Source organism: Delftia sp. 60, from assembly GCF_002754395.1.
In the GTDB taxonomy this organism is placed as follows: domain Bacteria; phylum Pseudomonadota; class Gammaproteobacteria; order Burkholderiales; family Burkholderiaceae_C; genus Comamonas; species Comamonas acidovorans.
On record NZ_PEFD01000001.1, the window covers coordinates 5,764,572 to 5,779,217 of the forward strand.

The 14,646-nt window shown below is 64.9% G+C and carries 15 protein-coding genes and 1 tRNA gene; 9 read left to right on the forward strand and 7 right to left on the reverse strand.

What is annotated here, in order from left to right; genetic code table 11:
- Window positions 1–78: 78 nt before the first annotated feature.
- Window positions 79–1,002, forward strand: a complete 924-nt coding sequence (locus CLV01_RS25955) for a LysR substrate-binding domain-containing protein (RefSeq protein WP_099732894.1) — start codon at window positions 79–81, stop codon at window positions 1,000–1,002.
- Window positions 1,003–1,057: 55 nt separating this feature from the next.
- Here the strand turns inward: CLV01_RS25955 and CLV01_RS25960 are convergent, their stop codons facing one another.
- Complete coding sequence (locus tag CLV01_RS25960) at window positions 1,058–1,333, reverse strand: hypothetical protein (protein WP_013800828.1); 276 nt, start codon at window positions 1,331–1,333, stop codon at window positions 1,058–1,060.
- Window positions 1,334–1,405: 72 nt separating this feature from the next.
- On the opposite strand from CLV01_RS25960, the gene hemA reads away from it, so the two are divergent.
- From hemA to CLV01_RS25985, 5 genes are all read left to right on the forward strand, one after another.
- Window positions 1,406–2,731, forward strand: coding sequence for a glutamyl-tRNA reductase (hemA, locus tag CLV01_RS25965; protein ID WP_012207273.1), 1,326 nt, complete (start codon window positions 1,406–1,408; stop codon window positions 2,729–2,731).
- A 173-nt stretch (window positions 2,732–2,904) separates the two neighbouring features.
- Window positions 2,905–3,987, forward strand: coding sequence for a peptide chain release factor 1 (gene prfA / locus CLV01_RS25970; protein WP_099735051.1), 1,083 nt, complete (start codon window positions 2,905–2,907; stop codon window positions 3,985–3,987).
- A 24-nt stretch (window positions 3,988–4,011) separates the two neighbouring features.
- Window positions 4,012–4,866, forward strand: coding sequence for a peptide chain release factor N(5)-glutamine methyltransferase (gene prmC, locus CLV01_RS25975; protein WP_099735333.1), 855 nt, complete (start codon window positions 4,012–4,014; stop codon window positions 4,864–4,866).
- 116 nt (window positions 4,867–4,982) lie between these two features.
- On the forward strand, window positions 4,983–5,306 hold the full coding sequence (gene grxD, locus CLV01_RS25980; RefSeq protein ID WP_012207276.1) for a Grx4 family monothiol glutaredoxin: 324 nt from the start codon (window positions 4,983–4,985) through the stop codon (window positions 5,304–5,306).
- A 187-nt stretch (window positions 5,307–5,493) separates the two neighbouring features.
- Window positions 5,494–6,867, forward strand: coding sequence for a hemolysin family protein (locus CLV01_RS25985; protein WP_099732892.1), 1,374 nt, complete (start codon window positions 5,494–5,496; stop codon window positions 6,865–6,867).
- A gap of 54 nt (window positions 6,868–6,921) precedes the next feature.
- Here the strand turns inward: CLV01_RS25985 and CLV01_RS25990 are convergent, their stop codons facing one another.
- Together CLV01_RS25990 and CLV01_RS25995 are read right to left on the reverse strand one after the other, a co-directional pair.
- A complete protein-coding gene (locus tag CLV01_RS25990; RefSeq protein ID WP_034396910.1) occupies window positions 6,922–7,575 on the reverse strand; it encodes a lytic transglycosylase domain-containing protein in 654 nt (217 codons plus the stop codon).
- On the reverse strand, window positions 7,572–9,317 hold the full coding sequence (locus CLV01_RS25995; protein ID WP_065345749.1) for a proline--tRNA ligase: 1,746 nt from the start codon (window positions 9,315–9,317) through the stop codon (window positions 7,572–7,574). Before CLV01_RS25995 ends, CLV01_RS25990 begins: the two co-directional genes overlap by 4 nt.
- A 93-nt stretch (window positions 9,318–9,410) precedes the next feature.
- Here CLV01_RS25995 and CLV01_RS26000 point away from each other — a divergent pair, with 93 nt between their 5' ends.
- Entirely contained in the window at window positions 9,411–10,100 is a 690-nt protein-coding gene (locus CLV01_RS26000) for an RNA pyrophosphohydrolase (protein WP_099732891.1), read from the forward strand.
- A 66-nt stretch (window positions 10,101–10,166) separates the two neighbouring features.
- Here CLV01_RS26000 and proB read toward each other — a convergent pair whose 3' ends face one another.
- The 4 genes from proB to rplU all read right to left on the reverse strand — a co-directional run bounded on the left by proB (window position 10,167) and on the right by rplU (window position 13,248).
- On the reverse strand, window positions 10,167–11,315 hold the full coding sequence (gene proB / locus CLV01_RS26005) for a glutamate 5-kinase (RefSeq protein WP_012207281.1): 1,149 nt from the start codon (window positions 11,313–11,315) through the stop codon (window positions 10,167–10,169).
- Window positions 11,316–11,398: 83 nt separating this feature from the next.
- On the reverse strand, window positions 11,399–12,514 hold the full coding sequence (gene cgtA, locus CLV01_RS26010) for an Obg family GTPase CgtA (RefSeq protein ID WP_012207282.1): 1,116 nt from the start codon (window positions 12,512–12,514) through the stop codon (window positions 11,399–11,401).
- Window positions 12,515–12,663: 149 nt separating this feature from the next.
- Window positions 12,664–12,921: a 50S ribosomal protein L27 gene (rpmA, locus tag CLV01_RS26015; protein WP_012207283.1), complete on the reverse strand. Its 258-nt coding sequence runs from the start codon at window positions 12,919–12,921 to the stop codon at window positions 12,664–12,666.
- Between the two features lie 15 nt (window positions 12,922–12,936).
- Window positions 12,937–13,248 (reverse strand): 50S ribosomal protein L21, encoded by a 312-nt coding sequence (gene rplU / locus CLV01_RS26020; RefSeq protein WP_012207284.1) that lies wholly within the window; start codon window positions 13,246–13,248, stop codon window positions 12,937–12,939.
- 230 nt (window positions 13,249–13,478) lie between these two features.
- On the opposite strand from rplU, the gene CLV01_RS26025 reads away from it, so the two are divergent.
- Together CLV01_RS26025 and CLV01_RS26030 are read left to right on the forward strand one after the other, a co-directional pair.
- Window positions 13,479–14,408 carry a polyprenyl synthetase family protein gene (locus tag CLV01_RS26025; RefSeq protein ID WP_034396917.1) on the forward strand — a complete coding sequence of 310 codons (930 nt, stop codon included), beginning with the start codon at window positions 13,479–13,481 and terminating at the stop codon, window positions 14,406–14,408.
- Window positions 14,409–14,441: 33 nt separating this feature from the next.
- Window positions 14,442–14,518: transfer RNA gene (locus CLV01_RS26030), tRNA-Pro, on the forward strand.
- The last annotated feature ends 128 nt before the right edge of the window (window positions 14,519–14,646 follow it).

Consider the following 14,646-nt stretch of genomic DNA (forward strand, 5'->3'; position numbering starts at 1 on the left):
ATTCTGGACAGCCGCCGCACGCGCGAAAAGAGACAAGACGGCAAGCAACTATGACAAACCGTCATAATTGCGTCCGTCATGCGCATGCACTCTCCCTCGCTTTCCGAGCTGCACGCCTTTGCGGCGGCGGCGCGCCTGGGCAGCTACTCGCTGGCAGCCCAGGAGCTGTATGTCACCCAGGGCGGCATCAGCCGCGCCATCGCCCGGCTGGAAGAGCACCTGGGCTTTGCCCTCTTCGAGCGCCAGGGCCGGCGCAGCGTGCTGACCGAGGCTGGCCGTGAATATCTGCAGGCCGTCGAGCCTGCCGTCCAGTCCATTGAATCGGCCTCGGCCGCCGCACGCAGGCGCCACTTCGGCCCGCAACTGCGGTTGTCGGTCGTTCCCACGCTGTTCAGCCACTGGCTGATTCCACGCCTGCCGCGATTCAATGCCCTGCATCCGGGCATCGTCCTTTCGTTCGCCCCCTACCGGCGCGATGACCCGCTGTCCGCCGCCGAGATCGACGGCTGGCTGCGCGTGGGCAGCGAGCCCTGGCCCGCCCATGTGGTAGCCGACTATGTGGTGGGCCGCGATCTGGTGCCCATCTGCCATCCGCGCGAATTGCAGGGCCCGCAAGCCATTCGCAGCGCAGCGGATGTGCTTGCGCGCCCCTTGCTGTTTCACACCAACTATCCGGGCAACTGGGCGCGCTGGATGAGCCACCTCGGCCTGCCCGGGCCCTGCCCCGCGCCAGCGGCGGACTTCGAACTGGTGGCCCTGCTGGTCCAGGCCGTGGCCGCCGGCATGGGCGTGGCCCTGGTGCAGCGCTGCCTGGTGGAGGAAGACCTGGCCGCCGGCCGCGTGGCCCTTGCCTTGCCTGCACCCGTCCACATCGAACGCGGCTACTTTCTGTGCCGGCCGGCCGCGCGTGCGCCTTCCGAAGCGTTTGTGCAGTTCCGCGCATGGCTGCTGGAGCAGGCCGCGCCGGGTGCCGTGCCTCCAGCCGCAGTCTCAGGCCCCTGATCGCCGGGAGAAACGCCCTCTTCCGTTGATCTGCATCAATCTTTGCTGTCAGCCATCAGCGCCAGCCGCGCGAAAGCACCCACTGGCAAAGCGCCATCACGAGTACCAGGGCGGTGTAGGTGGCCATCTTTGCATCGCGCCCGAACCACCACAAACCGGCCAGCAACACCAGCGCACCAACAACCAAATTGATAGCAACCTGCAACCACCAGGCAAGGGATTGCTGCGATTTTCCATAGATCAAAAGCGCGCACAACATCAGGGCCGGCGACAGGAAAAGTGCAGGCGCCAGGAAGTTCAGCCAATGATTCGTACTCGCAATCCATCCCATGTGCGGGCTCCGATTCCAGGGTGTTGTGATCAGGGATGCCTGAAACTGCGCGAAATTTTATAATCCCGGGTTATGGCAGTCTGGGCACTCGGCATCAACCACCACACGGCTCCGCTTGATATGCGGGGACGTTTCGCGTTCGCGCTTGACCAGATCGTGCCCACGCTGCAGGGCCTGCGCGAATCGCTGACCGGCCCCGGCCGCCAGCACAGCGCCGTCGAGACCGCCATTCTCTCCACCTGCAACCGTACCGAGATCTACTGTGCGGCCGAAATGCCGGCCATGGACCATACCCTGCACTGGCTGGCCAACAGCGGCGGTATTTCGTCCGAATTGCTGCGCTCGCACTCCTATCTGCTGGAAGACGGCCATGTGGCGCGCCATGCCTTCCGCGTGGCCAGCGGGCTCGATTCCATGGTGCTGGGCGAGGCCCAGATCCTGGGCCAGATGAAGAATGCCGTGCGCGCCGCAGAGAACGCAGGCGCCCTGGGCAGCACGCTGAACCAGTTGTTCCAGCGCAGCTTCGCGGTGGCCAAGGAAGTGCGCAGCTCCACCGAGATCGGCGCCCACAGCATCAGCATGGCCGCTGCCGCCGTGCGGCTGGCCGGCCAGCTGTTCGAAGACCTGTCCCAGATCCGCGTGCTGTTCGTGGGCGCGGGCGAGATGATCGAGCTGGTCTCCACCCACTTCGCGGCCCGCCACCCCAAGCAGATCATGATCGCCAACCGCACGCTGGAGCGCGGCGAGAAGCTGGCTGCCCAGTTCGGCGCCGGCACCATGCGGCTGGCCGACCTGCCCGACCATCTGCATGAATACGATGCCGTGATCAGCTGCACGGCGTCCAGCCTGCCCATCATCGGCCTGGGCGCCGTGGAAAGCGCGCTCAAGAAGCGCAAGCACCGCCCCATGTTCATGGTCGATCTGGCCGTGCCGCGCGATATCGAATCCGAGGTCAAGGACCTGCGCGACGTCTACCTCTACACCGTGGACGATCTGGCCACCGTGGTGCGCACGGGCCAGGCCCAGCGCCAGGCAGCGGTCGAGCAGGCCGAAGTCATCATCGACCACGGCGTGCAAAGCTTCATGCACTGGCTGGACCAGCGCCGCCCGCAGGCCGGCGTGGTGCCGCTGATCCGCCAGCTCAACACCCAGACCGATGAATGGCGTGCGCTGGAGATTGCGCGCGCCAAGAAGCTGCTGGCCAAGGGCGAAGACATCGACACCGTGCTGGAGGCCCTGTCGCGCGGCCTCACGCAGAAAATGCTGCACGGCACCCTGGCCGAGCTGCACAAGGGCGATGCCGACCAGCGCAGCCAGACCATGGACACGGTCTCGCGCCTGTTCCTGCGCTCGGCCCAAAGCGGCCCGCGCGGCACGGCCCCCGACAAGGCGCTCTAGCGGCGCTCGCCGCCCCTGCGCAGGGCCGCGCGCCAGCGGGCCTGTGGCGCCCCGGCCGCACTTGCGGACCCTCCCCGCCCCTCCCGGTTTTTACGGCCCATCCGCCCTTCCAGGCCCCCACGTTTCCCGCTGCAGTGCTGCCCGAGCAGCCCTTCGCACCAACGCCCCACACCATGCAAGACTTTCTGCGCCAACAACTGGAGCGCTACGCCCAGCGCCTTGAAGAACTCAACTTCCTGCTCTCGCGCGAAGACATCATGGGCGACATGAAGCAGTACCGCGCCATCTCGCGCGAGCACGCGGACGTCACCGCCATTGCAGGCCGCTATGCGCGCCACCGCCAGCGCGAGGCCGATCTGGCCGCCGCGCGGGACATGCTCTCCGACCCCGACATGGCCGACATGGCGCAGGAGGAAATCGCCAGCGCCGAGGCCGAGCTGGTCCAGCTGGAGGACGAGCTGCAGCGCCTGCTGCTGCCCAAGGACCCCGATGACGCGCGCAACGCCTACCTCGAAATCCGCGCAGGCACGGGCGGCGACGAATCGGCCCTGTTCGCAGGCGACCTGGCCCGCATGTACACGCGCCACTGCGACGCCGTGGGCTGGAAGGTCGAGATCATGAGCGCCAACGAGAGCGAGCTGGGCGGCTACAAGGAAGTGGTGTTGCGCGTGGAAGGCTCGGATGTCTACGGTCGCCTGCGCTTCGAATCCGGCGGCCACCGCGTGCAGCGCGTGCCGGCCACCGAGACCCAGGGCCGCATCCACACCAGCGCCTGCACCGTGGCCGTCATGCCAGAGCCGGACGAAACCCAGGCCATCACGCTCAACCCGGCCGACCTGCGCATCGACACCTTCCGCGCCAGCGGCGCCGGCGGCCAGCACATCAACAAGACCGACTCGGCCGTGCGTGTGGTCCACCTGCCCACGGGCATCGTCGCCGAGTGCCAGGACGGCCGCAGCCAGCACAGCAACAAGGCCAAGGCCCTGCAGGTGCTGCAGGCGCGCCTGCAGGAAAAGGAACGCAGCGAGCGCGAAGCCAAGGAGGCCGCACTGCGCAAGGGCCTGATCGGCAGCGGCGACCGCAGCGACCGCATCCGCACCTACAACTTCCCGCAGGGCCGGCTCACCGACCACCGCATCAACCTCACCATCTACAAACTGCTGGCCGTGATGGAAGGCGACCTGGGCGATGTGCTCGACGCGCTGCAGGCCGCACGCGAGGCCGAACTGCTGGCCGAGCTGCAGGTCAACAACTGAGGCCCGGGCCATGGCCAATCCCCCATCGTCAAAGAAGCGCTGCAGCAGGCCCAGGCCCTGGGGCTTGCGCGCATCGACGCGCAAATGCTGCTGCTGCACGTGCTCGGGCGCCAGTCTGGCGGCCGCGCCTGGCTGCTGACCCATGACGAGGACATGCTGACCGCCCCCCAGGCCGAGGCCTATGCCGCGCTGTGCGCACGCCGCCTTGGCGCGGAACCCGTTGCCTACCTGCTCGGCCACAAGGAGTTCTACGGGCTCGATCTGGCCGTGGACGCGCGTGTGCTCGACCCACGCCCCGATACCGAGACCCTGGTGGACTGGGCGCTGGAGCTCATGCCTGCCCAGACCCAGGCAGCCCGCGCTTGCCGCGTGGTGGACCTGGGCACCGGCAGCGGTGCCATAGCGCTGGCCCTGCAAAGCCAGCGCCCCAGCGCCACGGTCTGGGCCGTGGATGCCAGCGCCGACGCACTGGCCGTGGCCAGCGCCAATGCCACGCGCCTGCAACTGGGCGTGCAGTTCGCGCATGGCAGCTGGCTCCAGCCGCTGGCAGGGCAGGCACCGTTCGACCTCATCGTCAGCAACCCACCCTATATCCGCGACGACGATCCGCACCTGCAGGCCTTGGCGCATGAGCCGCTGTCGGCGCTGGCCAGCGGTGCCGATGGCCTGGCCGATATCCGCGCCATCATCGCCCAGGCGCCCGCGCTGCTGGCCCGAGGCGGCTGGCTGCTGATGGAGCATGGCTGGGACCAGGCCGATGCCGTGGCCGCCCTGCTGTGCCATGCCGGCTTTGGCGACGTGCAGCATCGCCACGACCTGGGCGGCATTGCCCGCTGCACGGGCGGGCAATGGCAAGGGCAGGCCAGAGCTCTGACCTGAGCTCTGGCCTGGGCGCAGCAATCCCGCATGCTTTCAAAGTTCGCGCCGAGAGTGAAATAATCCCATCCATGCCGCCGCGCCTGCGGCGCCCACCACGACCCCGGAGCACCACACAGATGAGCGACACCCAGCAACGCATCGACCAACTGGTCAAGAGCAACAACATCCTGCTGTTCATGAAGGGCAGCGCCAGCTTTCCCATGTGCGGTTTCTCTGGCCGCGCCATCCAGATCCTCAAGGCCTGCGGCGTGGAAACCAAGGACATCTCCACCGTCAACGTGCTGGAAGACCAGGAAATCCGCCAGGGCATCAAGGACTACAGCAACTGGCCCACGATCCCCCAGCTCTACGTGCAGGGCGAGTTCATCGGCGGCTCGGACATCATGATGGAGATGTACGAGTCGGGCGAGCTGCAGCAGCTGCTGGCACCCAAGGCCTGAGCCTTATCGCACCACGCGCCTTCGGCGCAGCATCGAGCCACCTTCGGGTGGCTTTTTTTCGCCTGCGCCGAGCTGCGGGCGGATTTCCCGGGCATGCCTCAAGGCCAGGGGCATGCGATGTGTGGTCGAATGGTCACATCTTTCACATCCGGAAAAGCGCGCCTGCGCCCGCTTCTCCGCCCTGCCTATGAGTCTGTCCCAAAGTCTGCTGTTGATCGTCGCGCTGATATTGACCAGTGCCTTCTTCTCCGTGGCCGAGATCTCGCTGGCCGCCTCGCGGCGCCTGCGACTGCGGCAGATGATGGAGGACGGCGAACCCCGCGCCGAACTGGTCATGAAGATGCAGGCCCAGCCGGGCGAATATTTCACGGTCACGCAGATTGGGCTCAATGCCGTCGCCATCCTGGGCGGCGTGGTGGGCGAAGGGGCATTGACCCCCTATCTGGCCGAGCTGCTGATGCTCTGGCTGCCTGAAAGCCGTGCGCAGACCGTGGGCTTCCTGCTCTCGTTCGCCAGCGTCACCTCCCTGTTTATCCTGTTCGCCGACCTGCTGCCCAAGCGCCTGAGCATGGCCGAGCCCGAGGCCCTGGCCATCCGCGTGCTGCGCCCCATGCTCTGGTGCATGGCGGTGCTCAAGCCCCTGGTCTGGTGCTTCAACCATCTGGCCGACGCCGTTGCCAAGCTCTTCGGCCTGCCCACGGTGCGCGATGACCGCATCACGCACGAAGACATCCTGGCCATGACCGAAGCCGGCGCGCGCGCAGGCGTACTGGCCGCGAAGGAGCAGCAGGTGATTGCCAACCTGTTCGAGCTGGACTCGCGCACCATCGGCTCGGCCATGACGCAGCGCGACCGCATCGCCTACTTCCACCGCGACGACCCCGATGAACTGATCCGGGTCCGCATTGCCGAGGAGCCTTTTTCCACCTACCCCGTCTGCGACGGCGACATCGACCACATCGTCGGCTATGTCGATGCCAAGGACCTGTTCCAGCGCGCGCTGAACAACCAGTCCCTGTCGCTCATGGACGACTCGCTGGTACACAAGGTGCTGGTCGTGCCGGACCGCCTGACGCTGGCCGAGGTGCTGGAGCAGTTCCGCCAGGTGCATGAGGACTTTGCCGTCATCGTCAACGAATACAGCCTGGTGGTCGGCGTGGTCACGCTCAATGACGTGATGAGCACGGTGATGGGCGGCCTCGTCAGCCCCGGCGACGAGGAGCAGATCCTGCGCCGCGACGAGAACTCCTGGCTGATCGATGGCGTCACGCCGGTCGAGGATGTGATGCAGGCCCTGGAGCTCGACGAGTTGCCGCATTCCGAGGACTACGAAACCCTGGGGGGCTTTCTCATGGTCATGCTTCGGCGCATTCCCAGGCGCACGGACACCGTGCAATGGGGCGGCTACCGCTTCGAGGTCATGGATGTGGACAGCTACCGTATCGACCAGGTGCTGGTCACACGCATGTCCGGCAGCAGCCCGGCCGCCCCGCCCAATGCAGGCGATACGGCCGCGGCTGTGGCCAAGGTGTCCAGCATGTCGCCGGACACGTCGTCCTGAAAACGCAGCAAGGCAGGCCTGCAGGACTGCCGCCAGGCGCCAGCCTGCGGCCCCTCAGGCCGAGCGCGAAGGCTCGATCTCCCAGCGGCGCTGCGCAGCAAACACCGCATTCGGATACTGGGGCTGGCCGCGGCTGCCGTTGTAGCGGCCCAGCGCCATGTAGGCATCGCCGTTTTCGCGGTCCAGATAGTGGCGCAGGATCACGCAGCCAAAGCGCAGATTGGTCTGCATGTGGAACAGCTTGCCGATGTCGCCATCGCCGATCAGCCGCATCCAGAACGGCATGATCTGCATATAGCCGCGCGCGCCCACGCTGGAGATGGCGAACTTGCGGAACGCGCTCTCCACCTGCACCAGCCCCATCACCAGCGAGACTTCCAGGCCGGCGCGCTTGGCCTCGTACCAAACGGTTTGCAGGAACTCCAGCCGTGTTGCAAGCTCGGGCTTGCGCGAGCGCAGGCGCTCGCTGCTGGCCGTGAGCCAGCGCAGGTAGTCCATGCGGGCCTCGGTGGAGGCAAAGCGCAGCTCGGGCGGCGCCGATCCCGTGACGGCCGAACTCAGCGCGGTGCGCACCGAATCGGCCAGCGGCTCTTCCAGCTGCCCGCCGGCCCAGGCGGGCGCGGCCACCGCGCCCAGCAACGGCGCAGCACCCAGCGAAGCCGCCAGGCGCAGGCAATCGCGGCGCGCTATCACGGGGGCCTGGCTCACAGACCCAGCCTCTGCTTGAGATGGCCCAGCACATCGGCAGCGGCCATCTTGGTCGCTTCCGTGTCGCGGCGATGCTGGTACTCGACCTGGCCTTCCTTCAGGCCCCGGTCGGACAGCACCACGCGGTGCGGCACGCCAATCAGTTCCCAATCGGCAAACATGGCGCCCGGGCGTTCGCCGCGGTCGTCCAGGATCACGTCCACGCCCAGTGCCAGCAGCTCGGCATGCAGCTTCTCGGCGGCTTCCTTCACGGGCTCGCTGCGGTCCATGCCGATGGGGCAGACCACCACGGTGAAGGGTGCAATCGCGTCGGGCCAGATGATGCCGCGCTCATCATGGTTCTGCTCGATGGCGGCAGCCGGCAGGCGTGTCACGCCAATGCCATAGCAACCCATTTCAAACAGCGAGGGCTTGCCGTTCTCGGCCAGGAAGGTGGCATTCATGGCCTGGGAGTACTTGGTGCCCAGGTAGAACACATGGCCGACTTCAATGCCGCGCTCAATGGCCAGCTCACCTGCGCCATCGGGCGACTTGTCGCCGGCCACCACATTGCGCAGGTCGGCCACGACATCGGGCTCAGGCAGGTCACGGCCAAAGTTCACGCCGGTGATGTGGAAGTCGGCCTCGTTCGCGCCGCAGACCCAGTCGGCCATCACGGCCACCTCGCGGTCTACGACCAGCTTCACGGGCTGCTTCAGGCCGATGGGGCCCAGGTACCCGGGCTGGCAGCCGAAGTGCTCCTCGATCTCGGCCACAGTGGCAAAGCGGAAGCCCACGTCCAGGCCAGGCACCTTGGCCACCTTGATCTCGTTCATCTCATGGTCGCCACGCAGCAGCAGCAGCCAGACCTGGCTTCCCGCCACATCGCCCTTGTCGTCGAGCTTGTCGGTGGCCAGCACCAGGGACTTCACCGTCTGCGACAGCGGCAGGCCCAGCTGGGCGGCCACGGATTCGCAGGTGCTGTTGCCCGGCGTTGCCACACGGGCCATGGCCTGGGCTGCAGCGGGACGGGGGCCTGCAGGCGCCAGGGCCTCGGCCTTCTCGATATTGGCGGCGTAGTCGCTGCTGGGGCAGTAGACGATGGCGTCTTCGCCCGTGGAGGCGATCACCTGGAATTCCTCGCTCAGATCACCGCCGATGGCGCCGCTGTCGGCACGCACGGCACGGTACTGCAGGCCAAAGCGATCGAAGATGCGCTTGTAGGCCGCGCGCATGGTCTGGTAGCTGATCTGGGCGGTGTCGCGGTCCTTGTCGAAGGAATAGGCGTCCTTCATGATGAACTCGCGGCCGCGCATCAGGCCAAAGCGCGGGCGGCGCTCGTCGCGGAACTTGGTCTGGATCTGGTAGAAATTCTTGGGCAGCTGCTTGTAGCTCTTGAGCTCCTGGCGCGCAATGTCCGTCACCACCTCTTCGCTGGTGGGCTGGATCACGAAGTCACGGCCATGGCGGTCCTTGATGCGCAGCAGCTCGGGGCCCATCTTCTCGAAGCGGCCGGTCTCCTCCCACATCTCGGCAGGCTGGACCACGGGCATGGTCACTTCCACGGCACCGGCACGGTTCATTTCCTCGCGCACGATGGCCTCGACCTTGCGGATCACGCGCAGCCCCATGGGCATGTAGTTATAGATGCCTGCGCCCAGCTTCTTGATCAGGCCGGCCCGCGTCATGAGCTTGTGGCTGACCACTTCGGCGTCGGCCGGAGCTTCCTTGAGGGTGGAGATGAAAAATTGGGAGGCTTTCATGGATCAGGGGCTTCGCGGGAATCGGGGCAGCGTGCTTGCCGCTGGCAAGGCACCGTGCATAATGGACACAATTCAGAAAATTGGGGTTCGATTATGCTTGACCGGGACGGATTTCGCCCGAACGTCGGCATCATCCTGCTCAACCAAAAGAACCAGGTGTTCTGGGGCAAGCGCATCCGCACCCACAGCTGGCAGTTTCCACAGGGCGGCATTGACCGGGGGGAGACACCCGAACAGGCCATGTTCCGGGAACTGCATGAGGAAGTGGGGTTGATGCCCAACCACGTTCGCGTGGTCGCCCGCACCCGGGACTGGTTGCGCTACGAGGTGCCAGACCGGTACATCCGCCGCGATGCGCGCGGACACTACAAAGGCCAGAAGCAGATCTGGTATTTGCTGCAACTCATGGGTCACGACTGGGATTTGAACCTGCGTGCCACGGACCACCCCGAATTCGACGCCTGGCGCTGGAACGACTACTGGGTGCCACTGGATGTGGTGGTGGAGTTCAAACGCGGCGTCTACGAGATGGCCCTGACCGAGCTGGCACGCTTTCTGCCACGGGGCGAGCAGCAGCGCAACCGCTATCTTCGCAGCGGCATGCGCCCCAGGGAAGCCCATGAAACAGGCCCCGAAACCTATGGCGCTCCAGGCTTGCATCCGGCGCGCTCAGGCAGCTTTCGCGTCAATCCCGGCATGGAGTTGCCGCCTGGCGCCTGCTTCGATCCTGATCCACAGTCAGGGCAGCAGCAGATCTTGCAGCCCGATCCAGGCAAGGCCTGAAGCCAAAGGCTCCATGCAAAAGCGCACCCGAGGGTGCGCTTTTTCGTTACCCCGATTGCGCAGGCATCAGTGCCCGGCAATCACCATGTTGTCGCGGTGCACCATCTCCGGGCCTGCGGAGTAGCCCAGCAGGCGCTCGATCTCCACCGAGCTCTTACGACAAAGCAGGCGCGCCTCGGCACTTGCATAGTTGGCCAGACCACGCGCCACCTCGATGCCCAGCGCATCGCGCACGGCAATCACATCGCCGCGGGCGAATTCGCCATCCACATTCACCATGCCGATGGGCAGCAGGCTCTTGCCTTCGTCGCGCAGCTTGGCCACGGCGCCGGCATCCACGGACACGGAGCCGCGCAGCTGCAGATGGTCGGCAATCCACTGCTTGCGCGCCTGGTTCTTGTGGGTCTGCGCCACGAGCAGCGTGCCAATGGACTCGCCCGCAGCCAGACGCACCAGCACGTCCTGTTCGCGACCCCAGGCGATGACGGTTGAAGCACCCGACCCCGCCGCACGCTTGGCCGCGAGGATCTTGGTGATCATCCCACCCTTGCCGATGGACGAGCCCGCACCGCCCGCCATCTCCTCCAGCGCAGGATCGCCGGCATTTGCCACGTCGATGAAACGCGCATCGGGATTGCTGCGCGGGTCGGCGCTGTAAAGGCCTCGCTGATCAGTCAGGATGACCAGGGCATCGGCTTCGATCAGGTTCGCCACCAAAGCACCCAGGGTGTCGTTGTCGCCGAACTTGATCTCATCGTTGACCACGGTGTCGTTCTCGTTGATCACCGGCACGATGCCCAGTTCCAGCAGCGTCAGCAAGGTGTTGCGCGCATTCAGATAGCGCTCGCGGTCCGCCAGGTCGGCATGCGTGAGCAGCACCTGGGCACTGCCCATGCCCTGTTCGCGCAGCTTGGACTCATACATCTGTATCAGCCCCATCTGGCCCACGGCTGCAGCGGCCTGCAGCTCATGGATCTCCTTGGGCCGCGCGGCCCAGCCAAGGCGCTTCATGCCTTCAGCCACCGCGCCGCTGGAGACCATGATCACCTCGCGCCGCTGACCGCCATGGCTCTCATCCCCGCGCACCAGGGCCGCCAACTGGCGGCTCCACTCCTGGATGGCGGCTTCATCAAGACCGCGACCTTCATTGGTCACCAGGCTGGAGCCGACCTTGACCACGATGCGATGGGCATCACGCAACAAGTTGGAAGACATGGATGGATAGTGATTCTTGCAGCGCAGGCCCAGGCAGGCCGCGCCGCTGTTGTGTTCAAGGCGATGGGAGCGGCAGGCGGCTCTTACTCGGAATCGCGGGGAGCAAAACGCGGATCGGTGAGATCCACGCCATCACCCTCGACTTCGACGAAGCGCGGATCGATTTCCTTGGGACCGGCCTCAATCTGCTGCTGCTCATGCACATGTTTGTAGATGGTGCGGATCAGCACTTCACAGCCTTCGCGCGTCAGGGCGGAAATCTCGAAGACCGGACCCTTCCACTTGAAACGCTTGACGAAGTCCTTGACGCGTGCGGCGCGCTCCTCGGCCGGCACCATGTCCAGCTTGTTGAGCACCAGCCAGCGCGGCTTGTTGTACAGCTCGGCATCGTACTTCTGCAGCTCGCCCACGATGGCCTTGGCCTGGGCCACAGGATCCACGCTGTCATCGAACGGCGCCAGGTCCACCACATGCAGCAGCAATCGGGTGCGCTGCAGATGGCGCAGGAACTGGTGACCCAGGCCCGCACCTTCCGAGGCGCCTTCGATCAGGCCAGGGATGTCGGCCACCACAAAGCTCTGCTCGGCAGCGACGCGCACCACGCCCAAATTGGGATGCAGCGTGGTGAACGGGTAGTCGGCAATCTTGGGGCGCGCATTGGAGACCGCGGCAATGAAGGTGGACTTGCCCGCATTGGGCATGCCCAGCAGGCCCACGTCGGCCAGCACCTTGAGCTCCAGCTTGAGATTCTTGCGCTCGCCAGGCCAGCCGGGTGTCTTTTGCCGAGGCGCGCGGTTGATCGCGCTCTTGAAGCGCAGGTTGCCGTAGCCGCCGTCGCCACCCTTGGCAATGGTGACTACCTCACCGGCCGTCAGCAGCTCGTAGAGCACCTCGCCGGTTTCGGCATCACTGATGATGGTGCCAACCGGCATGCGCAGCGTGATGTCGTTGCCCGCTGCGCCGAACATGTCCGAGCCCTTGCCGTGCTCACCGCGCGTGGCATCGTGCCGGCGCGAGAAGCGGTAGTCCACCAGAGTGTTGAGGTTGACATCGGCCACCGCGTAGACATGGCCGCCACGGCCACCGTCTCCACCATCGGGACCGCCAAATTCCTTGTATTTTTCGTGCCGGAATGACACGCAGCCATTGCCGCCGTCACCGGCGGAAATGTCGATATAAGCTTCGTCGACGAACTTCATGAGGCATCCAGTTTACAAAAAGCAGTGTGCACCAGACAGCCCCAGGCCACACCTCAGAGACGGAAAAGAGGGCGAAGGCACGATGCACAACCCTCCTGAAACGACAAAGCCCCGACAGGTCGGGGCTTCGAGCGTCGAAGTGACAGGGCTTAGGCAGCCGTCACATTGACCGTGTGCTTGGACAGTGCACCCTTGACAGCAAACGACACGTGGCCGTCCACCAGAGCGTACAGGGTGTGGTCCTTGCCCACGCCGACGTTGTCGCCGGGATGGAACTTGGTGCCACGTTGGCGCACGATGATCGAGCCGGCCGTGATCAGTTCACCACCGAAAGCCTTCACGCCGAGCATTTTGGGCTTGGAATCGCGCCCGTTTCGCGTAGAGCCGCCGCCTTTTTTCTGTGCCATGACTCAGCTCCTGAATTAAGCAGCGATCGCCACGATCTGCAGCTCTGTGAACTGCTGGCGATGGCCTTGGCGCTTCTGATAATGCTTACGACGGCGCATCTTGAAGATGTGCACTTTGTCGTGCTTGCCGTGAGCAACCACGGTTGCCTTGACAGACGCACCGGACACCAGAGGTGTGCCGACCTTGATTTCAGCGCCGTTGCCGACTGCCAGAACCTGATCGATCACAACTTCTTGGCCTACGTCCGCAGCAATCTGTTCTACCTTGATCTTTTCGCCGGCTGCAACGCGATACTGCTTGCCGCCGGTTTTTATGACTGCGTACATTTAAACCTCTTGAATTTGAGAGTTCCGCGAACGAATTTCCACGGAAGCCGGAGATTCTAGCACGCACTCACATTCTTTGCATGAAGCGCTCCCACCCCGCGCCCAAACAACCGCCAGGGCGGGCCGCAGGCGGGATCGCTCTTCCTATAATTGCCGATCCACTTGGCGGCCACAGTACCTTGACCACAGCTCTCTCCACCCCCAATCCGCTTGCCCTGATCACTGACGACATGCGCGAGGTGGATCATGTGATCGCCCAGCGCCTGACGACCACCGTCCCGCTGATTGCCCAGATCTCCCAGTACATCATCGCTGCAGGCGGCAAGCGCCTTCGCCCGGCCCTGCTGCTCATGGTCTGCAATGCGCTGGGCTACGAAGGCAGGGACAGGCATGTCCTGGCGGCCGTGGTCGAGCTGATTCATACCGCCACCTTGCTGCACGACGACGTGGTGGACGAGTCCACCCTGCGCCGTGGCCGCCCCACGGCCAACGAGACCTTCGGCAATCCGGCCAGCGTGCTGGTCGGCGACTTCCTGCACTCGCGCTCCTTCCAGATGATGGTGGAAGTGGGCAGCATGCGTGTGCTCAAGATCCTCTCGGACGCCACCAACGTGATCGCCGAGGGCGAGGTTCAGCAGCTCATCAACACGCACGATGCCTCGCTGGACGAAGCCGGTTACCTGCACGTCATCCGCTCCAAGACCGCCCAGTTGTTCGAGGCCAGCGCCCAGCTAGGCGCCGTGCTGGCCGACGCACCCCGCGAGATCGAACAGGCCTGCGCCATCTATGGCCAGGCCCTGGGCACCGCCTTCCAGATCATTGACGACGTGCTCGACTACACGGGCGACACCCAGGAAATGGGCAAGAACCTGGGCGACGACCTGCGCGAAGGCAAGTGCACCCTGCCGCTGATTGCCGCCATGCAGCGCGGCACTCCGGAGCAGGCTGCCATCGTGCGCAACGCCATCGAGCAGGGCTCAACCGAGCAGTTGTCTGCCGTGGTGGATATCGTGCGCAGCACAGGTGCGCTGGATGTGGCACGCGAGGCTGCACACGCCGAGGCACGCCGCGCCATCGACGCAATAAATGTGCTCCCGAGCAATTTGCATACGGCAAGTTTGCTACAATTAGCCTCTCAGCTTTTGGAGCGACGCACCTGATTTCAGGCTGCATTGCTTTGTCTACAAAAGCAACGGGGTGTAGCTTAGCCTGGTAGAGCGCTACGTTCGGGACGTAGAGGCCGGAGGTTCGAATCCTCTCACCCCGACCATTTCTGGTCACTTCATCACCACGCCACCATTGAGCCAAGTTCAAGACTTGGGCGCGCAACAGTGCGTCTGGCCTTTCAAGCCTTCAGGGATGATAGGATAAATGTCCTTTCCTCTCAAACGTCTTGCT